29 protein-coding genes and 1 pseudogene are annotated in these 25895 nt (G+C 42.3%); 22 read left to right on the top strand and 8 right to left on the bottom strand.

Annotation, left to right across the window (positions count from 1 at the left end; translation table 11 throughout):
- Positions 1 to 3 precede the first annotated feature (3 nt).
- On the bottom strand, positions 4 to 219 hold the full coding sequence (gene yvfG / locus ACQYAC_RS09880) for a protein YvfG (protein ID WP_058013655.1): 216 nt from the start codon (positions 217 to 219) through the stop codon (positions 4 to 6).
- Between the two features lie 70 nt (positions 220 to 289).
- On the opposite strand from yvfG, the gene rpoN reads away from it, so the two are divergent.
- Both rpoN and ACQYAC_RS09870 read left to right on the top strand, forming a co-directional pair.
- Positions 290 to 1588 (top strand): RNA polymerase factor sigma-54, encoded by a 1299-nt coding sequence (rpoN, locus tag ACQYAC_RS09875; RefSeq protein WP_429943202.1) that lies wholly within the window; start codon positions 290 to 292, stop codon positions 1586 to 1588.
- Between the two features lie 171 nt (positions 1589 to 1759).
- On the top strand, positions 1760 to 2497 hold the full coding sequence (locus tag ACQYAC_RS09870) for a FadR/GntR family transcriptional regulator (RefSeq protein ID WP_339163937.1): 738 nt from the start codon (positions 1760 to 1762) through the stop codon (positions 2495 to 2497).
- 27 nt (positions 2498 to 2524) lie between these two features.
- Here ACQYAC_RS09870 and ACQYAC_RS09865 read toward each other — a convergent pair whose 3' ends face one another.
- A complete protein-coding gene (locus ACQYAC_RS09865; RefSeq protein WP_429943201.1) occupies positions 2525 to 3967 on the bottom strand; it encodes a sigma-54 interaction domain-containing protein in 1443 nt (480 codons plus the stop codon).
- Positions 3968 to 4176: 209 nt separating this feature from the next.
- Here ACQYAC_RS09865 and ACQYAC_RS09860 point away from each other — a divergent pair, with 209 nt between their 5' ends.
- The 13 genes from ACQYAC_RS09860 (at position 4177) to ACQYAC_RS09800 (ending at position 17687) form a co-directional block, all read left to right on the top strand.
- A complete protein-coding gene (locus ACQYAC_RS09860; protein WP_429943200.1) occupies positions 4177 to 5370 on the top strand; it encodes an ornithine--oxo-acid transaminase in 1194 nt (397 codons plus the stop codon).
- A gap of 106 nt (positions 5371 to 5476) precedes the next feature.
- Positions 5477 to 6892, top strand: coding sequence for an amino acid permease (locus ACQYAC_RS09855; RefSeq protein WP_429943199.1), 1416 nt, complete (start codon positions 5477 to 5479; stop codon positions 6890 to 6892).
- 314 nt (positions 6893 to 7206) lie between these two features.
- On the top strand, positions 7207 to 8244 hold the full coding sequence (locus ACQYAC_RS09850; RefSeq protein ID WP_058013660.1) for a sugar-binding transcriptional regulator: 1038 nt from the start codon (positions 7207 to 7209) through the stop codon (positions 8242 to 8244).
- A 31-nt stretch (positions 8245 to 8275) separates the two neighbouring features.
- The gene (gene gap, locus ACQYAC_RS09845) at positions 8276 to 9283 is read left to right on the top strand and encodes a type I glyceraldehyde-3-phosphate dehydrogenase (RefSeq protein ID WP_012011304.1); all 1008 of its coding nucleotides are present in this window, start codon (positions 8276 to 8278) and stop codon (positions 9281 to 9283) included.
- Positions 9284 to 9496: 213 nt separating this feature from the next.
- The gene (locus ACQYAC_RS09840; protein WP_003213359.1) at positions 9497 to 10681 is read left to right on the top strand and encodes a phosphoglycerate kinase; all 1185 of its coding nucleotides are present in this window, start codon (positions 9497 to 9499) and stop codon (positions 10679 to 10681) included.
- Between the two features lie 30 nt (positions 10682 to 10711).
- Positions 10712 to 11473, top strand: a complete 762-nt coding sequence (tpiA, locus tag ACQYAC_RS09835; protein ID WP_034660024.1) for a triose-phosphate isomerase — start codon at positions 10712 to 10714, stop codon at positions 11471 to 11473.
- Entirely contained in the window at positions 11466 to 13001 is a 1536-nt protein-coding gene (gpmI, locus tag ACQYAC_RS09830; RefSeq protein WP_012011301.1) for a 2,3-bisphosphoglycerate-independent phosphoglycerate mutase, read from the top strand. Before tpiA ends, gpmI begins: the two co-directional genes overlap by 8 nt.
- Positions 13002 to 13030: 29 nt before the next feature.
- The gene (gene eno, locus ACQYAC_RS09825) at positions 13031 to 14323 is read left to right on the top strand and encodes a phosphopyruvate hydratase (protein ID WP_012011300.1); all 1293 of its coding nucleotides are present in this window, start codon (positions 13031 to 13033) and stop codon (positions 14321 to 14323) included.
- A gap of 256 nt (positions 14324 to 14579) precedes the next feature.
- Complete coding sequence (locus tag ACQYAC_RS09820) at positions 14580 to 14849, top strand: hypothetical protein (RefSeq protein WP_323639370.1); 270 nt, start codon at positions 14580 to 14582, stop codon at positions 14847 to 14849.
- A 58-nt stretch (positions 14850 to 14907) separates the two neighbouring features.
- Positions 14908 to 15675, top strand: coding sequence for an ATP-binding cassette domain-containing protein (locus ACQYAC_RS09815; protein WP_429943198.1), 768 nt, complete (start codon positions 14908 to 14910; stop codon positions 15673 to 15675).
- Positions 15647 to 17044, top strand: coding sequence for a hypothetical protein (locus ACQYAC_RS09810; protein WP_429943197.1), 1398 nt, complete (start codon positions 15647 to 15649; stop codon positions 17042 to 17044). The genes ACQYAC_RS09815 and ACQYAC_RS09810 overlap by 29 nt, the downstream gene beginning before the upstream one ends.
- Positions 17041 to 17409: a hypothetical protein gene (locus tag ACQYAC_RS09805; RefSeq protein WP_429943196.1), complete on the top strand. Its 369-nt coding sequence runs from the start codon at positions 17041 to 17043 to the stop codon at positions 17407 to 17409. Before ACQYAC_RS09810 ends, ACQYAC_RS09805 begins: the two co-directional genes overlap by 4 nt.
- Positions 17406 to 17687 carry a hypothetical protein gene (locus ACQYAC_RS09800; RefSeq protein WP_061409652.1) on the top strand — a complete coding sequence of 94 codons (282 nt, stop codon included), beginning with the start codon at positions 17406 to 17408 and terminating at the stop codon, positions 17685 to 17687. Before ACQYAC_RS09805 ends, ACQYAC_RS09800 begins: the two co-directional genes overlap by 4 nt.
- A gap of 22 nt (positions 17688 to 17709) precedes the next feature.
- Here the strand turns inward: ACQYAC_RS09800 and ACQYAC_RS09795 are convergent, their stop codons facing one another.
- Positions 17710 to 18174, bottom strand: coding sequence for a GNAT family N-acetyltransferase (locus ACQYAC_RS09795; RefSeq protein WP_429943195.1), 465 nt, complete (start codon positions 18172 to 18174; stop codon positions 17710 to 17712).
- 15 nt (positions 18175 to 18189) lie between these two features.
- Positions 18190 to 18654, bottom strand: coding sequence for a hypothetical protein (locus tag ACQYAC_RS09790; RefSeq protein WP_429943194.1), 465 nt, complete (start codon positions 18652 to 18654; stop codon positions 18190 to 18192).
- Between the two features lie 117 nt (positions 18655 to 18771).
- Here ACQYAC_RS09790 and ACQYAC_RS09785 point away from each other — a divergent pair.
- Positions 18772 to 19399, top strand: a pseudogene (locus tag ACQYAC_RS09785) (MarC family protein).
- Between the two features lie 55 nt (positions 19400 to 19454).
- Here ACQYAC_RS09785 and ACQYAC_RS09780 read toward each other — a convergent pair.
- Positions 19455 to 19991 carry a GbsR/MarR family transcriptional regulator gene (locus tag ACQYAC_RS09780; protein ID WP_012011291.1) on the bottom strand — a complete coding sequence of 179 codons (537 nt, stop codon included), beginning with the start codon at positions 19989 to 19991 and terminating at the stop codon, positions 19455 to 19457.
- A 269-nt stretch (positions 19992 to 20260) separates the two neighbouring features.
- Between ACQYAC_RS09780 and ACQYAC_RS09775 the strand changes: the two genes are divergently transcribed.
- The 4 genes from ACQYAC_RS09775 to ACQYAC_RS09760 are packed head-to-tail and all read left to right on the top strand — an operon-like array spanning position 20261 to position 23718.
- Positions 20261 to 21409, top strand: a complete 1149-nt coding sequence (locus ACQYAC_RS09775; RefSeq protein WP_429943193.1) for a betaine/proline/choline family ABC transporter ATP-binding protein — start codon at positions 20261 to 20263, stop codon at positions 21407 to 21409.
- Between the two features lie 13 nt (positions 21410 to 21422).
- Positions 21423 to 22076: an ABC transporter permease gene (locus tag ACQYAC_RS09770; protein WP_003213477.1), complete on the top strand. Its 654-nt coding sequence runs from the start codon at positions 21423 to 21425 to the stop codon at positions 22074 to 22076.
- Positions 22077 to 22089: 13 nt separating this feature from the next.
- Positions 22090 to 23007, top strand: a complete 918-nt coding sequence (locus ACQYAC_RS09765) for an osmoprotectant ABC transporter substrate-binding protein (protein WP_058013668.1) — start codon at positions 22090 to 22092, stop codon at positions 23005 to 23007.
- Between the two features lie 21 nt (positions 23008 to 23028).
- Positions 23029 to 23718 carry an ABC transporter permease gene (locus ACQYAC_RS09760; protein ID WP_044138966.1) on the top strand — a complete coding sequence of 230 codons (690 nt, stop codon included), beginning with the start codon at positions 23029 to 23031 and terminating at the stop codon, positions 23716 to 23718.
- Between the two features lie 81 nt (positions 23719 to 23799).
- Here ACQYAC_RS09760 and ACQYAC_RS09755 read toward each other — a convergent pair whose 3' ends face one another.
- From ACQYAC_RS09755 to ACQYAC_RS09745, 3 genes are all read right to left on the bottom strand, one after another.
- Positions 23800 to 24120, bottom strand: a complete 321-nt coding sequence (locus ACQYAC_RS09755; protein WP_058013669.1) for a winged helix-turn-helix transcriptional regulator — start codon at positions 24118 to 24120, stop codon at positions 23800 to 23802.
- Between the two features lie 82 nt (positions 24121 to 24202).
- Positions 24203 to 24604, bottom strand: coding sequence for a helix-turn-helix domain-containing protein (locus tag ACQYAC_RS09750; protein ID WP_144556452.1), 402 nt, complete (start codon positions 24602 to 24604; stop codon positions 24203 to 24205).
- Between the two features lie 130 nt (positions 24605 to 24734).
- Complete coding sequence (locus ACQYAC_RS09745; RefSeq protein WP_044138963.1) at positions 24735 to 25139, bottom strand: helix-turn-helix domain-containing protein; 405 nt, start codon at positions 25137 to 25139, stop codon at positions 24735 to 24737.
- A gap of 153 nt (positions 25140 to 25292) precedes the next feature.
- On the opposite strand from ACQYAC_RS09745, the gene ACQYAC_RS09740 reads away from it, so the two are divergent.
- Together ACQYAC_RS09740 and ACQYAC_RS09735 are read left to right on the top strand one after the other, a co-directional pair.
- Complete coding sequence (locus ACQYAC_RS09740; protein ID WP_099681964.1) at positions 25293 to 25526, top strand: helix-turn-helix domain-containing protein; 234 nt, start codon at positions 25293 to 25295, stop codon at positions 25524 to 25526.
- A 26-nt stretch (positions 25527 to 25552) separates the two neighbouring features.
- On the top strand, positions 25553 to 25843 hold the full coding sequence (locus ACQYAC_RS09735; protein ID WP_003213714.1) for an AbrB/MazE/SpoVT family DNA-binding domain-containing protein: 291 nt from the start codon (positions 25553 to 25555) through the stop codon (positions 25841 to 25843).
- Positions 25844 to 25895: the final 52 nt, after the last annotated feature.

The raw sequence follows: 25895 nt of genomic DNA, 5'->3' as shown, positions 1-25895 counted from the left end.
CGTTCATTCGCTTTCTTTTTTCACCTTTTGATACGCCTCATCAAGGTGCTGAATTCGCTTCAAAACCACAGCATTTTTGGTCAGCTGATCTTGTACAAGCGTTGACACCACTGAGCGGTAATAGGCATTCATCGCATGAATCTTGTCTTCATTTTGATTCATGGTGATGTGCTGTTTCAAGTTGTCAACAAAGTATGGAACGGAAAAAAGTTCAGACATGGGAATCACTCCTATTTCGTATATACGGTCCGTCAATCTTCATGTAAAATGATGAGAGGGAGGGGAGACAATGAGCCTTAATCTGCAACAAGAACAAGTATTAAAGCAGGTGCTCACACAAGAACTCAGGCAGGCCATTACATTGCTCCAGCTGAATAGCACTGAGCTTGGCGAGTATCTTGACCAGTTAGCGCTTGAGAACCCTCTGATTGAGCGGAAAGACACGGACAGCTATCAACCAGTTTATCATAAAAAATCTCAAGACCGAATGACAGAGCCGTATCGAACGCATCAAAAAGAAAGCCTGCAAATGTATTTAAAGAAACAAGCCATTGATTTGAATCTAAGTGAAAAAAATCAAAGGATCTTTCACTTTATGATCGAGTCCATTGATTCCAATGGCTATTTAAATGAACCGGTTGACGAGATGGCAGCTGTCTTAAAGGTGTCAGCTGAAGAAGTAGAAGCCGTCCTTCATCAGCTTCAATCGCTAGAGCCTGCTGGTATAGGTGCAAGATCTTTACAAGAATGCATCCTGCTTCAGCTGAGAAGAAAAAAGGAACGCTGGTATGAAGCCGAGCTGATCATCGATGAGCATTTCTTTCTCTTTGCAAGAAAGGCATGGAAGGAAATTGCGACGAAAACAGGCATTTCTATGAAAACACTTCAAGCGGTACAAGATGAGGTGTCGCAGCTTGAGCCAAGACCAGGCATCCATTTCTCATACGAAGAAGACCATGTGTATATAGAGCCGGATGTGACGATTACTGTCGTGCAGGACCACATCACATTTGAGCTGAATCAGCGCGCTTTCCCAGATGTTGAAATGAATGAAGGATACTTCGCCATGATGCAAGACCAAAAGCGGCATGAAGCATATGTGTATTTAAAGGAAAAAAAGCAGCAGTACAATTGGCTAGTCCAAGCGTTGAAGCAAAGAAAACAAACGATGACTCATGTCGTTCGTGAGATTATCTTACATCAGACAGATTTTTTCCTTACAGGGAAACATAAAATGAAACCGCTTACGATGAAGCGTATCGCAGATATATTGCAAGTGCATGAGTCCACAGTCAGCCGAACGGTGAAAGGGAAAATGGTGCAAACCCCTTATGGCCTCATGGAAATGAAACAATTTTTCCAAGCAAAGCTAGAAGGACCCTCGCTGGAAGAGGCGTCCAGCTATACAGTCAAGACGTACATCGCAGAGCTGATCCAAACAGAAAATAAGAAAAAACCGTATTCAGATCAGCAAATGATGACGCAGCTTCAGCAAACCTTTGGCATCCGAGTGTCGCGCAGAACCATTGCGAAATATCGTGAACAAATGAATCTTCCATCATCTACACTGCGGAAGCGCTATGATTAAAAAGAAGTACTTGCCAGAAACATGGCAGGTGCTTTTTTTAATTGGAAGCAAGGCACACAGAAGATTTTTTGAAAATTAAATCGGGGAGACGTGTGAACGGAAATTTTGGGGTAAAGTATAAGATAGGGCATGAGCCGATAAGGGTAGACAACAGTGATGAGGTGAGACCAATTGAAATATAAACAAATCAAAACCAAAAAAATATATGAAGAAATTGCGGATGCATTAATTGAATCCATTCGCACTGGTGAGCTTCTTCCGGGAGAAAAATTAGATTCGGTTCAAGCGCTCTCAGAAAGCTTTCAAGTCAGCCGTTCCGCTGTGAGAGAGGCGCTGTCTGCTCTCAAAGCGATCGGATTAATAGAGATGAAACAAGGGGAAGGCACATATGTGAAGCAGTTCGATCCTGAACAGCTCGCATTTTCTTTATCTCCTGCATTTTTAATGAAGCAGCATGATGTCAGGCAGCTCCTTGAAGTGAGAACCATTATTGAAATAGGCGCTGTCAAAAAGGCGGCGCTGTTTCGGACGGACGATGACCTTCATCAGCTGCGTGAAGCACTCGAACAAATGAGGCAGGCAGAAGCCCATGAAGAAATTGGTGAAGAGGCAGATCTTACCTTCCATCTTGCATTAGCCAAAGCCTCGAAGAATGACGTATTAAAGGTGTTAATGAATCAAGTCTCAACCTTGTTAGTAGAAACGATGCGGGAAACGAGAAAAGTCGTGTTATTCTCAACGAAAGCCTCCATTCAGAAGCTTTACGAAGAACATGAACAAATTTACAAAGCCGTCATGGCAAGGCAGCCAGAAGAAGCAGAGAAAGCGATGCTTACGCATTTAAAAAATGTAGAAAATCTGCTCGGTGATGTGCTGCAAAACCCAGCAGAACAGTCAGATACACAATAAGCTGTGCCGAATGATGGCACAGCTCTATTATTGAAGAGAAATATGTAGCTTTTTCATTCGATATTGCAGACTTTGCCTGCTCATGCCCAATAACTTTGCAGTCTGTGAAATATTATCGTCCATTTTTTCTAAGTAATGGACGATGTATTGTTTTTCGAACCGCTCCATTTGGGTTTGGAAATCAGTCGTCTGTTCAGGGCTTGTATACACAAAGATGTCAGCAGCTGCGGTTTGCTGCAGAGAATTTGTTTGCAATTGCGCCTTAGGACGGCCTTCCCCGTGCTTAAATCTAAAATGATAGGGAAGGTGATGCATGCCTAAGTCGTCTTCATCCATCATCATATTCATCCCCGCCTCAATCACATGCTCCAGTTCTCTTACATTGCCTGGCCAATCATACGCCTTAAAAAGGGCAAGTACCTCTTCATCAGCCGCCTTCACCTTCATTTGAAACAACTCATTATATTTTTGAATAAAATGATTCACAAACGTAGGAATGTCCTCTTTTCGCTCAGAAAGCGGCGGAATAAATAAGGTGACAATACCGAGACGATAAAATAAATCCTTGCGCATGCGTCCACCTGCGATTGCATCCACAGGGTCCTCATTCATATTGGCAATCACTCTTACATCAACAGCGATTTCCTTTGTGCTGCCCAGCCTTCTCACGCGTTTCTCCTGTAAGACGCGCAGTAGTTTTGCTTGAAGATGAGGATTCAGTGAATTGATCTCATCTAAAAGCAAGGTTCCTCCTTGTGCCTGCTCAAATAAGCCAGGCTGATCAGCTGCCCCCGTAAAAGCCCCTTTTTGTGTACCAAAGAGCAGGCTTTCAATCAGATTATCAGGCAGTGCCGCACAATTTTGGGTAATAAATGGTCCAGATTCCCGGCTGCTGCCGTTATGAATGCTTTGAGCAAACAGTTCTTTCCCAGTCCCAGTTTCGCCAACAATGAGCACATAAGAAGAGGTGCGTGTCGCTCGTTTCGCATGCTCAATCACCTCTAAAAATGCAGGGCTTTGTCCAATAATAGAGTCGAAGGTAAAGCGAGTGCTTCCTTTCTTCTTCATATTGTGATGAATCAGCCGTTCCAGCTTGGTCACATCATTCGAAATTTCAACAGCCCCTTGAATGAGACCGTCTCGAACAAGCGGGTATGTATGGTTAAGCGTTGTGATTTCTTTTCCATTGTAATTATGATACGTCTGCTTGGCATGTACGGTTTGTTTCCCGGTACGCAGCGCTTGGACAAGTGTACTGTGCATCTCATCTTGAAAGGCGAAGAAATCGAGCACATTTTTATGGAGAACATCAGAGCGTTTTAAAGACTCGATCTCCATCATTTTTTTATTATAAACAACCGTATGTCCATTCTCATCAATTGCATGAACCCCGACATCAATTAAATCGAGCATTTGTTTATATAAATCAATCTCATTTTCAAGCTTTGCGTTATGCAGATCTTTTTTCACTTGCGCCACCTCCTGACGTTACCTCTATTTTACATGAAAAATTTTGCGGTTTCCTCTATAAAATTCGGCACATGCAAATAATTTTTGCGGAATGAATGAGATAGTCCCCCGTGATCAAGCGGTCAGAAAGTTGGCACGATCCTTGCATAACATATGGATGAAGATGAACCCAATTGAAAAAAGCGACCTTACAGAAGGAGGAATAGATGATGACACAGACAAATGAATTGATTCAACAAACAGAGCAATATGGAGCGGCAAACTATCATCCGCTGCCAATTGTGATTTCAGAGGCTGAGGGGGTGTGGGTGACAGACCCTGAAGGTAATCGATATATGGATATGCTGAGTGCGTATTCCGCAGTGAACCAAGGACATCGCCATCCCCGCATTATTGAAGCGCTAAAAAAACAGGCAGACCGCGTGACACTGACGTCGAGAGCCTTTCATAATGATCAGCTTGGTCCTTGGTATGAAAAAATTTGCAAACTGACGAATAAAGACATGGCACTCCCAATGAATACAGGTGCTGAGGCTGTAGAAACCGCTGTAAAAGCCGCAAGACGCTGGGGCTATGATGTGAAGGGAATCGAAGAGAATCGTGCAGAAATCATTGCATGTGTTGGCAATTTCCATGGGAGAACGATGACGGCTGTGTCTCTTTCCTCAGAAGCAGAATACCAGAGAGGTTTCGGTCCAATGCTTCCTGGAATTAAGCTGATTCCTTACGGAGATATTGAAGCATTACGTGAAGCGATCACACCACAGACAGCGGCTTTCCTCATTGAACCGATTCAAGGTGAAGCGGGTATTGTTATGCCGCCAGAAGGTTTCTTGAAAGATGCCAAAGCGCTTTGTGAACAAGAACATGTGCTGTTCATTGCGGATGAGATTCAAGTGGGGTTAGCACGAACAGGTAAGATGTTTGCGTGTGATTGGGAAGACATTGAGCCAGATATGCTGATTCTTGGGAAAGCTTTAGGCGGCGGAGTATTCCCAATCTCGTGTGTTGTAGCAAACCGCGATATTTTAGGCGTGTTTAACCCTGGTTCTCATGGGTCTACCTTCGGAGGAAATCCTCTTGCGTGTGCGGTGTCGCTTGCTGCACTGGATGTTTTAATTGACGAAAAGCTTGCAGCACGCTCGATGGAACTTGGCGAATACTTCAAAGACAAATTGTCACGCATTCAAAGTCCTGTGATTAAAGAAGTGCGCGGCCGCGGACTATTTATAGGCATGGAGCTGAAAGAGGCAGCTAGACCTTATTGTGAAAAGCTGAAGCAAGCAGGATTGTTATGTAAGGAAACCCATGAAACAGTCATCCGTTTTGCACCACCACTGACCATTTCAAAAGGAGATTTAGACTGGGCGATTGGTCATATTGAAGCACTATTTCAAGCTTAAATGACAAAGGGGGAGGAAGCTTCACTTTCTCCCTTTCTTTTTCAATGAACAGCGAATTTTGTCAAAGGATGATGAATAGAAGAGGGAAAGTGGGGAAGTGGATTTGATGCAAGAACAGCATAATGAACTAGAGCGTTCCATGAAAAGCAGACATCTCTTTATGATTGCCTTAGGCGGCGTCATCGGTACGGGCCTTTTCCTTGGATCAGGATTGATTATTCATCAGGCAGGACCAGGGGGAGCCATTCTATCGTTTATCATTGGCGGATTTTTAATGTATTTGGTCATGCTGTGTCTTGGAGAATTAGCAGTGGCGATGCCGACAGCGGGTTCCTTTCAGGAATATGCAACCAAATATATCGGCCCGTCCACAGGCTTTATGATCGGCTGGCTGTATTGGTTTAGCTGGGCGTGTACGATTGGACTGGAGTTTACATCAGCAGGCATATTGCTCCAAAGGTGGTTTCCAGATATCCCGGTTTGGCTCTGGTGTCTAGCATTTAGCGTCATATTATTTGCCGTGAATGCCATCTCTGCTCGCAGCTTCGCTGAAACGGAGTTTTGGTTTTCAGCCATCAAGGTTGCGGCCATCCTATTGTTTATTATCATCGGAATTGGCGCAATTTTCGGAATGATCCATTTAAAAGGCGGAGAACCAGCCCCTTTATTTCGTCATTTGACGGATCATGGCGGACTATTTCCTAATGGTGTTTTTGCTATTTTATTAACCATGGTCACCGTCAATTTCTCCTTCCAAGGAACAGAACTTGTAGGGATCGCAGCAGGTGAGAGTGAAAGCCCTGAAAAAACATTGCCTCGATCAATACGAAATATTATTTGGAGAACAATGGTCTTTTTCGTTTTATCCATTGCGGTTTTAGCCGCACTTCTTCCATGGCAGACAGCAGGCGCTGTCGACAGTCCGTTTGTGGTCGTGCTGGACAAGGTCGGCATCCCATATGCTGCAGATATCATGAATTTTATTATTATCACAGCTGTCTTATCTGTAGCAAACTCTGGATTGTATGCATCATCACGTATGCTCTGGTCGCTTTCAAAGGACGGGAAAGGACCTGACTTTACGAAAAAGCTGTCCAAGCGTAAAATCCCAATCAATGCATTATTGGTGACAATGGGTGTATCCGCTCTATCTTTGCTCACAAGTGTTGTGGCGCCAAAAACGGTGTATGTGTGGCTTATTTCAATTTCTGGAATGGTTCTTGTTGTGGTGTGGATGTCCATTTGTTTGTCTCAATATTTCTTTAGAAAACAATTCATAAAAGACGGTGGAGATGTAAAGGATCTTGTTTTCCGTACACCACTTTATCCATTTGTCCCCCTAGCAGGCTTCATCGCATTTGGCATCGTGCTCATCAGCCTATTCTTTATTGAGGATCAGCGGATTGGCCTTTATTGCGGCGTTCCGTTCATGGCAGCCTGCTACATCATTTATTATCTAAAAATCAAACCGAAGGAAGAGGCAAAGCGTTTCGACGAAGAGGAAGGAGTCCCAAAAACATAAAAGACCGACTAGACCAAAAAATGTGCATGCGGACCTCTTACGCATGCACACTTTCATGGATGCATTCATTCAATATAGAAGAAAATAAAATATTTTAAAAAGAAATATCATAGCAAGAACCTTGATGACAAGCAGGTTATCGGTGAAAATGTGTCTATTTTTTGTCTGAATGTGTTTGTAAGAGTTGAAAATGCAAGATTATCCTGTTAAAATAATTAAAGAAAGCAGGGATTGATTTTTTTTGGCTGTGGCGGGACGTTTTTTGTCACAGTGGGACGTTTTTAGTCCAACGTGAAAAGAAAGGGTCGTTAGCCATGAATCGTTTATTGGAAGCTCAAAAAAAATTATTGCCAGATCTTCTCACAGTTATGCAAAAACGCTACGACATTTTGCAATACATCAGGCTAGCTGAACCAATCGGCCGCAGAAGCCTTGCGACGAGTCTAGGTCTCAGTGAACGCATCTTAAGAGCTGAAGTTCAGTTCTTAAAAGAACAAAATCTGCTGGATGTCAAAACGAGCGGAATGATGCTGACGACTGAAGGTCATGCTTTGCTTGAAATGCTTGAAGGAATGATGAAGGACGTTTTAGGCTTAACCTTTTTGGAAAATACATTAAAGAGGAAGTTAGGCCTAGAAGAAGTCATGATCGTTTCTGGTGACAGTGACGAATCCCCGTGGGTGAAGCAAGAAATGGGAAGAGCTGCTGTCCAGTGTATGAAAAAAAGGTTTACTGGAAATAATATCGTCGCCGTCACTGGCGGAACGACGATGGAAGCCGTTGCCGAAATGATGACCCCTGATGCCAAAAACAGAGACATGATGTTTGTCCCTGCAAGAGGCGGTCTTGGGGAGAATGTAAAAAATCAGGCAAACACCATTTGTGCCCACATGGCTGAAAAAGCTTCCGGTACTTACAAACTGCTGTTTGTTCCAGGACAGCTGTCAGAAGGTGCTTACTCTTCCATTATTGAAGAGCCATCAGTCAAAGAAGTGCTTCAAACGATTAAATCATCCACGATGCTCATTCATGGAATCGGTGAAGCAAAAACAATGGCGATGAGAAGAAACACACCAGCTGAAGATTTAAAAAAGATTGATGAGCATGACGCAGTGACAGAGGCCTTTGGCTATTACTTTAACCGTGATGGTGAGGTCGTCCACAAAGTGCACTCCGTCGGCATGCAGCTAGATGATTTAGAAAGCATTCCACACATCATTGCTGTTGCAGGTGGATCATCAAAGGCAGGGGCCATTGAAGCTTATTTCAAAAAACCCCGCCGAACGGTTCTCGTCACAGACGAAGGAGCCGCAAAAGAGTTATTAAGGGAGTCAATTGATCCCTCAATATAAAACATTGTGACCTATAAAAGGAGGAAACATCATGGCAGTAAAAGTCGGTATTAACGGATTTGGACGTATTGGACGTAACGTATTTCGTGCAGCATTAAACAATCCTGAAGTTGAGGTAGTAGCGGTTAACGATCTAACAGACGCTAACATGCTTGCACACCTTTTACAATATGACTCTGTTCACGGAAAACTAGATGCAGAGGTTTCTGTAGACGGTACGAACTTAGTAGTGAACGGTAAAACAATCGAAGTATCAGCTGAGCGTGACCCTGCGAAATTAAGCTGGGGTAAACAAGGCGTAGAAATCGTTGTTGAATCTACTGGATTCTTCACAAAACGTGCAGACGCTGCAAAACACTTAGAAGCTGGCGCTAAAAAAGTCATCATCTCTGCTCCTGCTAACGAAGAAGATATCACAATCGTTATGGGTGTAAACGAAGACAAATACGATGCAGCTAGCCACGATGTCATCTCTAATGCATCTTGTACAACAAACTGCTTAGCTCCATTTGCAAAAGTACTTAACGATAAATTTGGTATTAAACGCGGTATGATGACAACTGTTCACTCATACACAAATGACCAACAAATTCTTGATCTTCCGCACAAAGACTACCGTCGTGCTCGTGCAGCTGCGGAAAACATCATCCCAACTTCTACAGGTGCTGCAAAAGCTGTTTCACTTGTATTGCCTGAACTTAAAGGTAAATTAAACGGTGGCGCTATGCGTGTTCCAACACCTAACGTTTCTTTAGTTGACCTTGTAGCTGAATTAAACCAAGATGTAACGGCTGAAGATGTAAATGCAGCACTTAAAGAAGCAGCTGAAGGAGAACTTAATGGAATCCTTGGCTACAGCGAAGAGCCATTAGTATCTGGTGACTACAATGGTAATGCAAACTCTTCAACAATCGATGCTCTTTCTACAATGGTAATGGAAGGCAGCATGGTGAAAGTCATTTCTTGGTACGATAACGAGAGTGGATATTCTCACCGCGTTGTTGACCTTGCAGCTTACATTGCAAAACAAGGTCTTTAATTTGTCACACTGAAGGAACTCACTTGGTTCTTTCCTAGAGACACGATATAATGAAGACGGACAAGGGAAGGGGAAGCATCCCTTTCCCTTTTTCTCTGTTTTTATCCGTTCTGCACGATTTCTCGTTTTGATGAGGGCAAAATGGGAAAAGGATAAAGAGAGACTTGTCCAATGCGTAAGGAAACCAGAATAAAGGAGGATCTCCTGACGAGCATGAATAAGAAATCAGTAAAAGACATTGACGTAAAAGGTAAAGTTGTGTTCTGCCGCGTAGATTTTAACGTTCCAATGAAAGATGGAAAAGTGACGGATGATACTCGTATTCGCGCAGCATTACCAACGATTGAGTATTTAACAGGACAAGGCGCAAAGGTACTGCTAGCTAGTCATTTGGGTCGTCCGAAGGGTCAAGTTACTGAAGAATTGCGTCTGACACCTGTAGCGAAACGTCTGCAAGAGCTTCTTGGACAAGAAGTGAAAAAAGCGGATGAAGCTTATGGCGACAACGTGAAAAAGCAAATCTCTGACTTAAAAGAAGGAGATGTGCTAGTGCTTGAAAACGTTCGTTTCTATCCTGGTGAAGAAAAGAACGATCCTGAACTATCAAAAGCATTTGCTGATTTAGCTGATGTGTATGTCAATGATGCGTTCGGTGCTGCACACCGTGCACATGCATCCACTGCTGGTATTGCAGCATATCTTCCGGCTGTTTCGGGCTTCCTCATGCAAAAAGAGCTTGAGGTTCTAGGAAAAGCCATTTCAAACCCTGATCGCCCATTTACAGCGATTATTGGTGGCGCAAAAGTAAAGGATAAAATCGGTGTGATTGAAAGTCTTCTTGATAAAGTGGACAACCTCATCATCGGCGGCGGACTTGCTTACACATTTGTGAAAGCACTAGGCCACGAAGTAGGAAAATCTTTATTAGAAGAAGACAAAGTTGATTTAGCAAAATCCTTTATGGACCGTGCAAAAGAAAAAGGCGTGAACTTCCTGATTCCAACAGATGTTCTGGTAGCCGACGACTTTTCAAATGATGCAAATACGAGCATTGTGCCAATCTCTGAAATTCCAAGTGATCTAGAAGCACTTGATATTGGAACAGAGACAATAGGCAAGTACGCTGATGTCATTAAAAACAGCAAACTTGTTGTTTGGAATGGACCAATGGGTGTATTTGAAATCGACGCATTCGCTAAAGGAACAAAAGCAATCGCAGAAGCACTGGCAGAAGCAAAAGATACATATTCTGTCATTGGCGGTGGAGACTCAGCAGCAGCTGTTGAGAAATTTGGTCTTGCTGATCAGATGAGCCATATTTCTACAGGCGGCGGCGCTTCACTTGAATTTATGGAAGGCAAAGAGCTTCCAGGTGTTACTGCATTAAACGATAAATAAGACCAAAACTGCTATAAGGAAGTGTCAATCATGAGAAAACCAATTATAGCTGGGAACTGGAAAATGAACAAAACACTTGGCGAAGCGGTTAGCTTCGTTGAAGAAGTCAAGTCATCCATTCCATCTCCTGACAAAGTGGAAGCAATTGTCTGTGCGCCAGCCCTTTTCCTTGAAAAGCTAAACAGCCTTTCTAACGGAACAGACCTTAAAATTGGTGCACAAAACATGCACTTTGAAGAAAATGGTGCATTCACTGGTGAAATCAGCCCTGCTGCGCTAAAAGATCTTGGCATCGGCTACTCAGTGATCGGTCATTCAGAGCGCCGTGAATTCTTTGCTGAAACAGATGAAACAGTGAACAAAAAAGCACATGCTGCATTTAAGCATGGTATTGTTCCAATTATTTGTGTAGGTGAAACGCTTGAAGAGCGTGAAGCTGGCAAAACAAATGAACTTGTCGCTGATCAAGTGAAGAAAGCACTAGCTGGTTTAACAACTCAGCAAGTCGCTGAATCTGTCATTGCATATGAGCCAATTTGGGCGATCGGTACAGGGAAATCTTCTACAGCGAAAGATGCAAACGACGTTTGTGCGCATATCCGTCAAACGGTTGCAAGTGAATATGGTCAAGAAGCGGCAGACAGCCTTCGCATTCAATATGGCGGAAGCGTGAAACCTGCGAATATTAAAGAATATATGGCAGAATCCGATATTGACGGTGCTTTGGTAGGCGGCGCAAGCTTAGAACCTCAGTCTTTCGTTCAATTATTGGAGGAAGGTCAATATGAGTAAGAAACCAGCTGCATTAATCATCTTAGATGGATTCGGTTTAAGAGGCGAAACAGTAGGTAACGCTGTTGCCCAAGCAAAGAAACCGAACTTCGACCGCTACTGGAACGAATTCCCGCATCAAACCTTAACGGCTTCAGGTGAGGCAGTAGGCCTCCCGCAAGGTCAAATGGGGAACTCTGAGGTTGGGCATTTGAACATCGGTGCAGGACGCATTGTGTATCAAAGCTTAACAAGAGTGAATGTTGCCATTCGTGATGGGGAATTTGAGAAAAACGAAACGTTCCTAGAGGCAATGACTTATGCAAAAGAGAATGACAAGGCCCTTCATTTATTCGGTCTCTTGTCAGACGGCGGTGTGCACAGCCACATCCAGCATCTTTTTGCCTTGCTGAAACTAGCGAAAAAAGAAGGCTTAACAAAAGTATACATTCATGGCTTCTTGGATGGACGTGATGTTGGTCAGAAGACAGCCAAAGTGTACTTAAAACAGCTTGAAGAGCAAATCAAAGAAATCGGTGTCGGAGAAGTGGCAACACTTTCTGGACGCTATTACTCAATGGACCGTGACAAACGCTGGGATCGTGTGGAGAAAGCATATCGCGCGATGGCGTATGGTGAAGGCCCAAGTTATCAAAACATCTATGATGTCGTTGATGACTCCTATGAAAATGGAATCTACGATGAATTCGTTATTCCATCTGTCATCACGAGAGAAAACGGTGAGCCAGTTGCTAAAGTAAACGACGGCGATTCTGTGATTTTCTATAATTTCCGCCCAGACCGTGCGATCCAAATTTCGAACACCTTCACAAATGAAGATTTCCGCTCATTTGACCGCGGGGAAGCACATCCGAAGAATTTACACTTCGTCTGCTTCACACACTTCAGTGAAACGGTTGATGGCTATGTTGCTTTCAAACCAGTGAATTTGGATAACACAGTAGGAGAAGTGCTAGCGCAAAATGGATTGAAACAGCTGCGGATTGCTGAAACAGAGAAATATCCTCACGTGACGTTCTTTATGAGCGGTGGACGTGAAGAAGAATTTCCTGGTGAAGACCGCATCTTGATCAATTCGCCAGATGTGGCAACCTATGACCTCAAGCCAGAAATGAGCGCTTATGAGGTAAAGGATGCACTTGTTGCAGACATCAATGCTGACAAGCATGATGCGATCATCCTGAACTTTGCTAACCCGGATATGGTTGGTCACTCAGGTATGCTCGAGCCAACAATCAAAGCCATTGAAGCAGTAGATGAGTGCTTAGGAGCTGTTGTCGACGCAATCCTAGCAAAAGGCGGACATGCCATCATCACGGCAGACCACGGTAACGCAGACGTGCTGATTACCGAAGAAGGAAAGCCGCATACTGCACATACGACAAACCCTGTTCCAGTCATCGTAACGAAAAAAGGTGCAACGCTTAGAGAAGGCGGCATTCTAGCCGATCTATCTCCAACACTTTTAGACTTACTTGGTGTTGAAAAACCAAAAGAGATGACAGGAACATCATTGATTCAGAAATAACAAATTGATTCAAAAGGAGAGAAATAACGATGCCATACATTGTTGACGTATATGCACGCGAAGTATTAGACTCTCGCGGTAACCCAACAGTTGAAGTAGAAGTTTACACAGAATCTGGCGGCTTTGGCCGTGCACTAGTACCAAGTGGTGCTTCTACAGGTGAATATGAAGCAGTAGAACTACGTGACGGAGACAAAGACCGTTACCTTGGAAAAGGTGTTCTGACAGCTGTAAACAACGTAAACGAAATCATTGCACCAGAGCTTTTAGGCTTTGATGTCACTGAACAAGTAGCAATTGACAAAATGTTAATCGAACTTGACGGAACAGAAAACAAAGGGAAATTAGGCGCAAACGCAATCCTTGGCGTATCTATCGCTGTAGCACGTGCGGCTGCTGATTTCTTACAAATTCCACTTTACCAATACCTTGGTGGATTCAACTCCAAAACGCTTCCAGTGCCAATGATGAACATCGTCAACGGCGGAGAGCATGCGGATAACAACGTAGACATTCAAGAATTCATGATTATGCCTGTAGGTGCCCCAAACTTCCGTGAAGCACTTCGCATGGGCGCACAAATCTTCCATAGCCTGAAATCTGTATTAAGTGCAAAAGGCTTAAACACAGCTGTAGGTGACGAAGGTGGATTCGCTCCAAACCTTGGTTCTAACGAAGAAGCACTTCAAACAATCGTAGAAGCGATTGAAAAAGCTGGTTTCAAACCAGGTGAAGAAGTGAAACTTGCAATGGATGCTGCATCTTCTGAGTTCTACAACAAAGAAGACGGTAAATATCATTTATCAGGTGAAGGTGTTGTGAAAACTTCTGCTGAAATGGTTGACTGGTATGAAGATATGGTATCGAAATACCCAATCATCTCGATCGAAGACGGCCTTGATGAAAACGACTGGGAAGGTCACAAACTATTAACTGAGCGCCTTGGCAGCAAGGTTCAGCTAGTAGGAGATGACTTATTCGTGACAAACACGAAGAAGCTTTCTGAAGGAATCAAAAACGGCGTTGGTAACTCAATCCTAATCAAAGTAAACCAAATCGGTACATTAACTGAAACATTTGATGCAATCGAAATGGCAAAACGTGCAGGATACACAGCTGTGATCTCTCACCGCTCTGGTGAAACAGAAGACAGCACAATTGCAGACATCGCTGTTGCAACAAACGCTGGACAAATCAAAACAGGTGCTCCGTCTCGTACGGACCGTGTGGCGAAATACAACCAATTACTTCGCATCGAAGATCAATTGGCTGAAACAGCTCAATACCACGGCATTGAAACATTCTATAACTTGAATAAATAATGTAATGTCACGCGCTGCGTTCCTCTCTTATATAAGAGTGGGCGCAGCGTTTTTTTGTTGAATGAGATCCCGCAGCTGTTTCAATAGTCGCATCCTATTTTTGTAAAAAGTCGTCCTTCGGTCAGAGGGAAAGCGCGCAGCTCGACTATTTATAAGCAATAGATCATGAAAAATCGACTAAAAATATGATCTGAAATGAACTTATGTTTTCTGTATGGGGGATGGTATCATTTTACATATATTAGGGGGTGATGAGATGCTGAATCCTTTTAGCCTTCGTTTTCCAGTAGGAGTGTATATGTATGTCCTTCACCTACTGGTGGCCTATGATGAAAGGAAGCAACGAATTCTAACTTCTAAGAACGTACAGAAAAATGCATTTTGGATTTATGTCCTTGCCGCTATTTTAGGTATTGTGACAGTCGCAGCATTGATTTGGGCATGCAAGACCTTTGGAAAAGGCTCTAAATTTTTAGGCGAATTCAAGTTCTTAGGCATGTACGTGAAAATCAAATGCGGTTTCTAACAGGGATGAGAACAGATGCGAGGCCATCTGTTCCATCTGAAACAAACGGAGGAATATGATGCTGACATTACAATTACAAGAAAAAACGTATAGCCGCACCTTCTCTCTCCGCCATATACAAATGAATGTGGAGAAAGGCCGGACGATGCTTCTTTTAGGACACAATGGGGCAGGAAAGACAACAATGATCCAAGCTATGTTTGGTCTGACGCCATTTACTGGCTGCGTTTCCTTACATGGTGAACAGCTGAACCTTCAATCCTCAGCACATATTTCCCTTTTGAAAAAACATGTTTCCTATATTCCTGATGATCATGCGTTGTTCGATTATTTAACACCGAGGGAATACTTTCAATTACTTCAGCTGCCACATGAGCAAGATGTCACACGGGAAGAGACATTCATCGATTTGTTTGAGCTGAATCCGTATATGGATCAGCCAATCGCTCAGCTGTCGTATGGCAATCAAAAGAAAACACAGATCATTTCGCAGCTCTTCAGACCGTGTGATTATTATGTGTTTGACGAGCCAACGAACGGACTTGATCCAGATATGATGATCATCTTAAAAAAGGTGCTCATGAAGCTGAGAGATCAAGGTGCTGGCATTCTGATTTCAACTCATCATTTGAGCTTTGGTGATACATTATATGATCATCTCATGATCTTAAGAAATGGTGACGTCAAGCTGAATATGTCCCGCCAAGAAACGAATCAGACATATCCTCATCAGGCACTTGAAGAGATTTATAAAGAAGTAAATCGAGATTACTATATGCAGGTGGAGAGGTTACTCAATGATTTGGACACGACACGTTCTTCATAAAATCGAATGGGGTATGCTGACAACGAAAGGAAAACAGCTTGGAAAAAAGTATCCTTTGCAGCTTCTCGCAGTCACCGTTTTTCTCTTGCTCATCTATGCGATATACGTTGTCATCAGCCTGCGCTTTTACATGCAGGCAGGTGAAAGTGAGCCAGCTGCGCTATACATCCAATTTGTCAAAATGTCGCTCTTACTTTTAGGAGCAGGGATTGTGTTATCCCGGAATAAACTGAAGCGCCAAGAATATCAATTCTACTTTTTGAACAGTGCGATACAAAGTGTACCATTTGTCCTTTGTGCATATTTCTTTCCAGTGCTTTTTTGCTTTCTCATGGCTGGACTGCTTTTTTTACCGATTGTATTAGGGCTTTTTATCACGGGTGTCATCCCATCTTTGTATTGGATCATCGTTGTCTGCATCACATGCGGCATCTTGGCACTTTATACGCTCTCTTCATGGATGCTGTTGCGGATCGGTGTAAGTCATTTCGTATCAAAAACAAAGGAGCATTTACTGCTGCAAACGACCGGCTTTGCGGCACTTCAAGTACTCATATTTCTTCTTTTTCAAAAAGCGATGGAGATGATCCATGTATGGCCGGCTGTCTATCTGACGTTGCTGGTGATCCTTCTAAGCGCTGGATGGCTATGGGTAAAAGGTTTAGCAGCTTGCTATGTTCATCAAATGTTTTTGCAGCTGAAAACAGAGATAAAGTCGTTTTCTTACCAGAAAATCAGGACGTATTCTTCCTTTCTGACGCACCTGCGGCAGGAAATGGTCTATTTCATTCGATCAGCTGTTTTTAAAGAACAAGGCATTTTGTTCCTCTTTCTCGTTTGTTTGACGGCTGGGCTGCCATTTGTTTTTACACCTGAAGAAACTGGCTGGCTGTATGCCTTTATTGTGCAGTTTGCGTTAAAGGAAATATTGATCATGCTTCCACTGATGATTGGCAGAGAATATCATCTCAATCAACGGGCCATCTTTATGTTAAATACATCAAAGGGCGCGTATATATTGTCGAGAATTTTATTTTATTACACAATCAATTTACTCATTTATTTTGTCTATATTAGCCTTGCTTATTTGGTGATTGGAATTGAAAGTGAAGGTCATGGCTTGGCGAGTTTGTCCATTTTATTCATGACCGTCATGGCAGCCTGTACAGGGTTTGTCGTGAAAATCAGTGATTTTAATAAACTATTTGTCATCGTGATGATGATAGCTGTATTCAGCTTCATCGATATGCTTTTATTAGAGTGGCTGTCAGCTAATATTTTTCTTCTTGCCACCGCTTATCTGCTTGGTTCACTTGTCTTTTTCAGTTGTATATATGCTGTGATGTTAAAAAGGCCGATATTGCGATGATGGGGCTTGTCATTAGTTTACTAGCGGTTGTGCTCATACATGAACTCGGTCATATGCTGATGATCATGGTATGTAACAAAGTCGAAAAAAGGCCGCTCTTTGATTTTGTGGTAGCGATTGATTGGAAGCATGTGGCGATCATTCATGAGACATTTGCCCGGCCGATCTTTAATTTGATGGTGGCACTTGCAGGTCCGCTGTTTCCGGTACTCTGCTCGATTGTGCTTTTTTTGATGTGGAAGCATCCGGTGAGCCATCAGCTGCTGTTTTTTTCTTTACTGAACACTGTGATGCTGCATCCAGCTTGCCCAGACGGGAAAAATATCACAGCCAGTTTAAAAGAGATAAAGGAGAGAAAGAGATGATCAAAGTATTTCATTCGTTTTCTAGCGGCTTAACACTTGCGATGCTGTATATATTTGCTGTGTTTATGACCCCTGTCTTTTTACTACTGTTAGAGGTCAATCATATCGAATCAAGTCCAACGCTGTTTGGCATGCCATTTTATATCATGAAAATTGAAGAGTATCAATTCAGCTCTGAGGCGACGCTTTTTGGATGCGTTGTCTGCTTTTTAACTGGCACTGTGCTTTACTTATTCATTCAATATGTGATTCATGCTGTGAAAAAGCGAAGAGCATAAAAAAAGCAGGCTGAACAAATAGTCAGTCTGCTTGAAATGTGAGTGACAGCCGTACCATATCTATACACTGAATCCCGTTTTCATAAATTGGTTCATCATAATGCTTAAGGAAGAAATCTCGATCGATCGACGTTAGGCGGAAGCCGCATTTTTGATAAAGTGCGAGCTGCTGAATACTCGAGTTGCCTGTGCCGATTTCAATCGTATGAAAACCAGCAGCTTTCGCTTCAGCGATCGCATGACGGACCAGCTGCTTCCCAATTCCCCTTCCTTGCCATGACTCCTTCACAGCCACATTCATGATTTCCAATGAATGCTGAGAGAGCGATGATAGCACATAGACACCAATCACATCCTCTTCATGAAAAGCGGCATAACAAGAGCCGGATTGTACATAAGTGAGAACCTTTTCCTTTGAAGGATCAGCTAATAGTAAAAGATCCATTGGCAGAGGTTGATCATGAGATAATTGCCGAATCTGTATCACATTTTTTCGTCCTTTCTATTCTTTAATATACCCTTGTTTCACGCCCCAATCGTATTGGTCCTGTACCCACTGTGAGGGAGGATGATGAGTGACATTCGGGTCTTTTTTGACAGTTGGTTTCCTTGTAGACTGAGTGGTCTGCTTATTTGCTTGAGCAGTAGCTTTTGCTGCCGTCAGCTCTTTTTGAAGCTGGTCGACTTTTACCTCAAGCGCTTTACGCTGTTTTACCTCTTTTTCATCGGCTTTCTTTTCTTTTTTGAGCTTTTTTGTGACGGTGGCTATTTGCTTTTTTTGTTCATCATTTTTATGCTTCATATCTGTTTGATCTGATGTTAACTGCGAGAGCTTCAGATCGCTCGTTTTGCTTTCTTGCTGATGAGTTTTCTCTGCTTCTTCGATGGTCTGCTGCTGCCAAACAATCCAGCCACCTGAGGCTATAACTGCTACAGAAAGAAGAATGATCGTTATTGTTTTCTTCATGTGTGAACCCCTTTCTTTAAACCTCTATTATCATCGGTTAAAGATATACAGGTTTTAACATCATAAGGGAATATTCACATCAGAATGGCAGACACTATGAAAAAAGGAGGGTGTCTGTTGATTTCCTTTATGATTCATGTGGTCGTCTCATTATTTGCTGTATCAAACCCCATAGGAAACGTACCTCTTTTCATCACCTTAACAGAGGGCAGAGAAAGAGCGCTCCCAGACAGCCAAAAAAGCCGTCGTGGTCTCTTTTATTATTTTGATCGCCTTTTTATTAGCAGGCAGGCTTATTTTCAAATTGTTTGGGATCGATATTCATGCACTCCGCATCGCTGGCGGTATTTTTATTTTTGGTATCGCTTACAATTTGCTGAATGCAAAAGAATCACACGTCCAAAATCCTCATTCGGAGGAGAAGGCAGAAAGCAAAGAGAAGGCAGATATCTCCGTTACGCCGCTCGCCATTCCGATCATCGCTGGTCCCGGTACAATCGCTACAGTCATGAGTTTAACCCCTGGAAGTCAAGGGATGCTCCACATGTTTTCGATTCTAATTGGCATTGTCATCGTTCTTGCTATGACGTATTATGCGTTTCATTATTCAAGTTTTATTATGCGAAAAATGGGGAAAACAGAGATGAATGTTGTGACGCGTTTGATGGGATTAATTCTGGCTGTAGTGGCAGTTGAAATGATCGGCGCAGGCTTAAAAGGGATGTTTCCGATGTTTATGTCATAAGTGTATATAAAAAAGCTGTTTTTTTCTACAAAGATGTAAAATAAAACAGCTTTTTTTAAGGTTTCGGCACATGCTTAAATACTTCTTCACTTTCAAAGAACTCAATTAAGCGGCTAATCCAATCATAGTAATCAAGACTTTCCTTGATTTCTGAAAGAAGCAGATTGATTTTATCCTCTGTTTCTTCTGGTAAATCTTCCTGTTCAAGCAGCTCTTGCAATTCCTTGCACGTTTTCTTATGTGCTTTACGGTTTTTACTGACAACACGTGTCCAATTGGCTGCAAACAATGAAATAAACGTTTGGTATTGATCTTGCTCAACGTCATAAAGATCTTTACGTATTCCTTTTTCATAAACCTTTTCCGCAATATTTAAATCGAGCATTTCTCGAACGACTTGACTCATCCTCGTTTTGCTCATGCCGGTCGCCTCTGATAGCTCTTCCAGCGTCATTGGTTTACGGTTCATGTGAATGATACCAAGCACTCTACCCACTGTAGAAGAAAGACCAAAGGCATTCATGTTCTCTGCAGCTTTTTCAATATAATGATCCTGTGCTTTTTGAATGGCGCCTAGCGCTTGCTTGTCCACTCCCCGCTTCATCCCTTCACGACTGACAATTTGTAACACAATATATCATATACCTGTTTGTTGATGAAAACAATAAATATTGAGTAATTGCTAGTAATTTGGAGGAAAAAGGAGAGATCTCTAGATATTACAGCGTTAACTGAAAATTTTATATAAATGTTATGCAATACAAACACATCATAAACTTTTTATTTTATAAAGTTTGCACTATAATTAATAAGGTGTAAATTTTCTGAATATATAGATCCAACTAATTGGAGGTGTCTCATTTGCTGAAACTAGAGAATGTATCTAAGACGTATAAAGGCGGAAAAAAAGCTGTCAAAAATATTGATTTAGACATAGCAAAAGGAGAATTTATTTGTTTTATTGGACCGAGTGGCTGTGGTAAGACCACAACCATGAAGATGATCAACCGACTCATCGAACCTTCCTCAGGAAACATTTATATCGAGGGAGAAAATATCATGAAAAAAGATCCAGTTCAATTAAGAAGAGAAATCGGTTATGTGATTCAGCAAATTGGACTGTTCCCCCATATGACCATCGCGCAAAACATCTCACTTGTGCCGAAGCTGTTAAAATGGCCGGAAGAAAAACGGAAAGAGCGAGCACGTGAACTGCTGAAGCTCGTCGACATGGGCCCGGAATTTTTAGAGCGCTATCCTCATGAACTTAGTGGAGGACAGCAGCAGCGTATCGGAGTTCTTCGCGCACTAGCAGCAGAACCCCCTCTGATCCTCATGGACGAACCATTTGGTGCACTTGATCCAATTACACGAGATACATTGCAGGAAGAATTTAAGAAACTGCAAAAAACGTTAAATAAAACCATCGTATTCGTCACACATGACATGGATGAAGCAATTAAACTGGCTGACCGAATTGTGATTTTAAAAGATGGAGAGATTGTTCAAGTAGGCACACCAGAAGATATTTTGCGTAACCCTGCCAACGAGTTCGTTGAAGAATTCATTGGGAAAGAACGCCTGCTTCAGTCAAATCCGAATATGGAACGTGTAGAACAAATGATGAACACGTCACCAGTTACCATTACAGTCGAACAAACGTTGACTGATGCCATCTACATCATGAGAGAAAAGCGGGTCGATTCCTTGCTTGTAGTAGATGAACATGATGTGTTAAAAGGCTATATCGATATTGAAACTATTGATGCGAACCGCAGAAAAGCGGCTTTCGTTGGAGAGATCTTAAATACAGAGTTCTATACTGTACAAGAAGGCGCACTTCTCAGAGACACCGTTCGGAAAATCTTAATACGCGGTATTAAATATGTACCAGTTGTCGATGCCAAAGGGCATTTAAAAGGCATTGTGACACGGGCAAGTCTTGTAGATGTTGTGTACGACTCCATTTGGGGAGACGATACGCCAGCGTCTGCCATTGAAATGAACTAAGGGAGGTGGACACATGGATCAAATCATCGATTTTCTAGAGAAAAATGGTGGGGAACTCCTCACAAAAATGTGGGAGCATTTATATATTTCCTTAATTGCTGTCGTGCTAGGAATTATCGTTGCCGTTCCTTTAGGCGTCGTTCTCACGCGAATGAAACGAGGCGCAGGCTTTGTCATCGGTGTCGTAAATATCTTTCAAACACTCCCTAGTTTAGCGATTCTTGCATTTTTTATTCCTATTTTGGGAGTTGGGAAAATACCTGCAATCGTTGCTCTCTTTTTCTATTCGGTATTGCCTATTTTGAGAAATACGTATGCTGGCGTCCAAGGGGTGAACAAAAACCTTCTTGAATCCGGTAAAGGGATCGGCATGACGACATGGGAGCAAATTCGACTTGTGGAACTTCCGCTTGCTGTACCGATCATTATGGCAGGTGTCCGTACGTCAACGATTTATTTAATTGGCTGGACAACACTTGCTGCTTTTATCGGTGGAGGCGGTCTTGGTGACTACATTTTGATTGGACTTCAGCTATACCAGCCGGAATACATTATTGCAGGTGCCATCCCAGTCACTATTTTAGCGGTCATCATCGACTTTACATTAATGAAGCTGGAGAAAAAGGTAACACCAGAAGGCTTAAAAGGATTGAAGGAAGTTTCATAAGGAGTTGGCTTATGTGAAGAATCGAAAAACAAAATGGATCAGTGCACTGCTTGCCGGTTGCTTGTTATTGATAAGCGGCTGTTCACTTCCTGGACTAGCCGGCTCCTCAGGCAATACGCTGCGGGTGGGAGCACAAAACTTTACCGAATCAGAAATAATGGCCTATATGGTGAGCGAGATCATCGAACATTACACAGATAAAAAGACAACCATTGTGAAAAACCTAGGCTCCAATACCGTACAGCAGAAAGCAATGGAAAATGGAGATATCGACATTTCTGCGACAAGATATACAGGGACAGATTTGACGAGTACGCTTGGAATGGATGCGGAAAAAGATCCGGAGCGTGCAATGGAAATCGTTCAAAAAGAATTTAAGAAACGCTATGATTACAAATGGTTTGATTCCTATGGCTTTGATAATACGTATGCCTTTGCCGTGACGCAAAAGATGGCGAAGGAAAACAAGTTAGAAACGGTCTCTGACTTGAAAAAGAATGCGAAGAATTACCGGTTCGGTGTCGATAATATTTGGCTCAAAAAGAAAGGCGACGGTTATGAAGGATTCGTGAAAACATACGGAATTGAATTTGGAAGCACGTATCCAATGCAGATTGGTTTAGTCTACGATGCATTAAAAAATGAAAAAATGGATATTGTGCTTGCCTATTCAACAGATGGACGAATCAAAGCCTATGACCTCAAAATTTTAAAAGATGATAAGCGGTTTTTCCCGCCATATGACGCATCGCCTGTTGTCCCGGAAAAAGTCTTAAAAGAGAATCCAGGGCTAGATAAGGTGATCAACAGACTGATTGGAAAAATCGATACAGAGCAAATGCAAGAGCTGAACTATCAAGTCGACGGGGAGCTTCAAGAACCAGCCACCGTTGCGAAGAATTTCCTGAAAAAGAACAATTACTTTGAGTAAGATGGGGAGGTGTCACGTCTGATGGACACACTGCAGCAATTATGGACGTATTATCAGCAGAACGGTTCATATGTGTTAGAAGAATTTTATCGGCATTTTCTCATGTCAGCGTATGGGGTGCTGTTTGCGGCAATAGTCGGAATTCCAGTAGGCATCTTTGTGGCGCATTACCGTAAGCTAAGCAATTGGATCTTCGCCATTACCAACGTCATTCAAACCATACCGGCGTTGGCGATGCTTTCCGTGTTAATGCTTGTACTAGGACTTGGCGCCAATACAGTCATCTTATCACTCTTTCTGTATTCGCTTCTGCCGATCATCCGCAACACGTATACAGGGATTGTCAGCATTGAACATGCTTATTTAGAATCGGGTAAAGCGATGGGCATGACGAAATGGCAAGTGCTGAGAATGGTTGAATTACCGCTTGCTTTATCGGTCATTATGGCTGGTTTAAGAACGGCACTGGTCATCGCCATCGGCATTACAGCGATTGGGACATTTGTTGGTGCAGGAGGTCTAGGTGATATCATCATCAGAGGATCAAACGCCACAAACGGAACAGCCATCATTTTAGCAGGTGCTATTCCAACTGCACTCATGGCCATTATCGCTGACCTAGTCATGGGCTGGCTCGAACGCTATTTAAGCCCAACGAACAAGAAAAAAGAAAGAAAAGCATTAGCTGAAAAAAACATGACATCTGCTTAAGCGGTTGAAAAGATAAAACCTCCCTTACAATCTGTAAGGGAGGTTTTTTTATGATGATCAGGCAGTTCACATGCGGGGATTTTATGATTCAAGCGTGATCCATTCAGTAGACCACTTCGAAATTTCCTCAAAAACGGGTGCAAGGGAACGCCCCATATCAGTTAAAGAATACTCAATACGCACGGGTGTTTCAGCAAAAACCTCCCGTTTTACAATGCCTGCTGCTTCCAGTTCTTTTAATCTCTCAGATAATACTCTTCCGCTTAAATTTGTCAGAGCGGCCTCAATTTCACTAAAGCGCTGCGGACCTGAGAGAAGCTGAAAAACAATCAGTGCAACCCAGCGTTTACTCAATAACTCAACTGCTTTTTCAAACCGCGGGCACATATCAGATTGATTCATCTTTCTTCACTCCAATCTGAACCCATTATACCGTAAATTTGTCATAAATCAGCTCAAAAAGCTTGTCAATGATCAAAACATTCTATGATGACGAACGGCTGTTGATTATAAATAACAGATAGCGATTGAGATCCTCTATTTCTTTTTTCGAAAGAGTTGACCAAATGTCTCCATCAAATAGTTCGAGATCACCAAGTTCGTATTGCGCTGCGGCTTCCTTTATTTTGGATAGTGCCATTTCCTCTTCCTTCAACTGATGGACAGAAGAGGCTTCCTCAATATATCCCGCAGCCTGCATCATTTCCTCATAGGGAACCTTTAATGCACCAGCTAATTTTTTTATCGTAGGAGGCTTCGGAATGCCGCGTTTCCCATTTTCAATACGAGAAATACCAGCAGCACTGACCTCTGAATACATCGCTAATTGGTTCACTGACAGCTTCTTTTCCTCACGTAATGCTCTTAAATATGCACCAAATTTCATCAAGGCAAAACCTCACATGGTTATAGATTAGATATATCTATTTTACTTGATTTGTTGACTATTGGCAACAAGTATACCATGAAAATATTGACATTAGTTAATAGTGAATGTATCTTAAGGTTATGCCCCGCTATTTGTTCGTCTTTTTTTGGTTGATGAGCGTGAGAAAGTATTCATTCAGCTGGCTGATGTCTTGTGCGGATAGCCTTTCCCATAGGTCACCGTCAAAAATGGGAAGATGTTCTACATCCTTTTGAAGCGCCGTTTGATAGATTTTCAACACGGATTCATATTTTGGTTTCATTTCATGAACTTGTTCCTGTTCAATATGACCGGCAAGCAGCATTAAATCCTCATAAGGCACCTTCAAAGCGTGTGCTAATTTTTTTATGGTTAAAGGCTTCGGCACACCACGCTTTCCATTTTCAATACGAGAAATACCAGCAGCGCTTACACCTGAATACATGGCGAGTTGATTGACAGACATTTTTCTATTTTCTCTTAAAATGCGTAATTGTTCACCAAAGTGATTCATGACATCGAACCTCACATTTCAGTATATGACTTATTTTAGTATGATCATTGACCAAAGGAAATAGCAGAGGGGTAAAAGTGTTGACTTAAGTTAATAGATCTGGTTCATATGAGCACCTACACGTTGTACATATTGATTCAATAGGAGGTTGTAATGATGGTCGAAAAGATTCAGATCAGGCGGACTTTTGTCATGCAGTATATGATCGAAAACGATATGTCTTTAAATCAGCTCGCTGATGAAATTGGCATTTCTCCTGCTACACTTAGCAGGGTATTAAATGGTCACCGGAAACCAGGCCAGCTTGTCATTGGCAAAATGATTCATTACTTTGATAAAAAATTTGAAGATCTATTTTACTATGAAAATGTTGACAAAAGTCAATGAATGAAATGATCAAGGAGGCAATGTCGTTGAAAAGAACTGGGATGGTCAGACATATTGATTCACTAGGGAGAATTGTTCTGCCTTCAGAAATGCGCAAGGTGCTCAATATTAAAGAAGAGCAGCTGTTAGAAATTTTCATTGAAGATCAAACCATCATGCTGAAAAAATATGATGCTGATAAGAGCTGCCTGTTAACTGGACAAGTGACGAAGTATAACAAAAGCTATGGAAATGGGAAAGTGATGCTGAGTCCTGAAGGAGCTGAACGTTTGTTAGTAGAATTAAAACAGCTATTGAAAGAAGAAGCAACCCGTTAAAAACGTGTTTTTAACCGAAAATTGCATATGAAAAATGCTGCATACTACTCTT

It is taken from the genome of Bacillus sp. MM09(2025), from assembly GCF_050496725.1.
Classification (GTDB): Bacteria; Bacillota; Bacilli; order Bacillales; family Bacillaceae; genus Bacillus; species Bacillus pumilus.
This window is presented reverse-complemented; position numbering and strand designations above follow the sequence as displayed.

Excerpts from the sequence above, each read along its gene's own strand:
- ACQYAC_RS09860 (WP_429943200.1), top strand. The coding sequence starts at position 4,177 with ATGACACAGACAAATGAATTGATTCAACAAACAGAGCAATATGGAGCG.
- rpoN (WP_429943202.1), top strand. The coding sequence starts at position 290 with ATGAGCCTTAATCTGCAACAAGAACAAGTATTAAAGCAGGTGCTCACA.
- ACQYAC_RS09750 (WP_144556452.1), bottom strand. The coding sequence starts at position 24,604 with ATGAAATTTGGTGCATATTTAAGAGCATTACGTGAGGAAAAGAAGCTG.
- ACQYAC_RS09855 (WP_429943199.1), top strand. The coding sequence starts at position 5,477 with ATGCAAGAACAGCATAATGAACTAGAGCGTTCCATGAAAAGCAGACAT.
- gap (WP_012011304.1), top strand. The coding sequence starts at position 8,276 with ATGGCAGTAAAAGTCGGTATTAACGGATTTGGACGTATTGGACGTAAC.
- ACQYAC_RS09755 (WP_058013669.1), bottom strand. The coding sequence starts at position 24,120 with ATGAATCAATCTGATATGTGCCCGCGGTTTGAAAAAGCAGTTGAGTTA.
- yvfG (WP_058013655.1), bottom strand. The coding sequence starts at position 219 with ATGTCTGAACTTTTTTCCGTTCCATACTTTGTTGACAACTTGAAACAG.
- ACQYAC_RS09810 (WP_429943197.1), top strand. The coding sequence starts at position 15,647 with ATGATTTGGACACGACACGTTCTTCATAAAATCGAATGGGGTATGCTG.
- ACQYAC_RS09790 (WP_429943194.1), bottom strand. The coding sequence starts at position 18,654 with ATGAAGAAAACAATAACGATCATTCTTCTTTCTGTAGCAGTTATAGCC.
- eno (WP_012011300.1), top strand. The coding sequence starts at position 13,031 with ATGCCATACATTGTTGACGTATATGCACGCGAAGTATTAGACTCTCGC.
- ACQYAC_RS09850 (WP_058013660.1), top strand. The coding sequence starts at position 7,207 with ATGAATCGTTTATTGGAAGCTCAAAAAAAATTATTGCCAGATCTTCTC.
- ACQYAC_RS09770 (WP_003213477.1), top strand. The coding sequence starts at position 21,423 with ATGGATCAAATCATCGATTTTCTAGAGAAAAATGGTGGGGAACTCCTC.
- ACQYAC_RS09800 (WP_061409652.1), top strand. The coding sequence starts at position 17,406 with ATGATCAAAGTATTTCATTCGTTTTCTAGCGGCTTAACACTTGCGATG.
- ACQYAC_RS09745 (WP_044138963.1), bottom strand. The coding sequence starts at position 25,139 with ATGAATCACTTTGGTGAACAATTACGCATTTTAAGAGAAAATAGAAAA.
- ACQYAC_RS09740 (WP_099681964.1), top strand. The coding sequence starts at position 25,293 with ATGATGGTCGAAAAGATTCAGATCAGGCGGACTTTTGTCATGCAGTAT.
- gpmI (WP_012011301.1), top strand. The coding sequence starts at position 11,466 with ATGAGTAAGAAACCAGCTGCATTAATCATCTTAGATGGATTCGGTTTA.
- tpiA (WP_034660024.1), top strand. The coding sequence starts at position 10,712 with ATGAGAAAACCAATTATAGCTGGGAACTGGAAAATGAACAAAACACTT.
- ACQYAC_RS09840 (WP_003213359.1), top strand. The coding sequence starts at position 9,497 with ATGAATAAGAAATCAGTAAAAGACATTGACGTAAAAGGTAAAGTTGTG.
- ACQYAC_RS09805 (WP_429943196.1), top strand. The coding sequence starts at position 17,041 with ATGATGGGGCTTGTCATTAGTTTACTAGCGGTTGTGCTCATACATGAA.
- ACQYAC_RS09815 (WP_429943198.1), top strand. The coding sequence starts at position 14,908 with ATGCTGACATTACAATTACAAGAAAAAACGTATAGCCGCACCTTCTCT.
- ACQYAC_RS09760 (WP_044138966.1), top strand. The coding sequence starts at position 23,029 with ATGGACACACTGCAGCAATTATGGACGTATTATCAGCAGAACGGTTCA.
- ACQYAC_RS09820 (WP_323639370.1), top strand. The coding sequence starts at position 14,580 with ATGCTGAATCCTTTTAGCCTTCGTTTTCCAGTAGGAGTGTATATGTAT.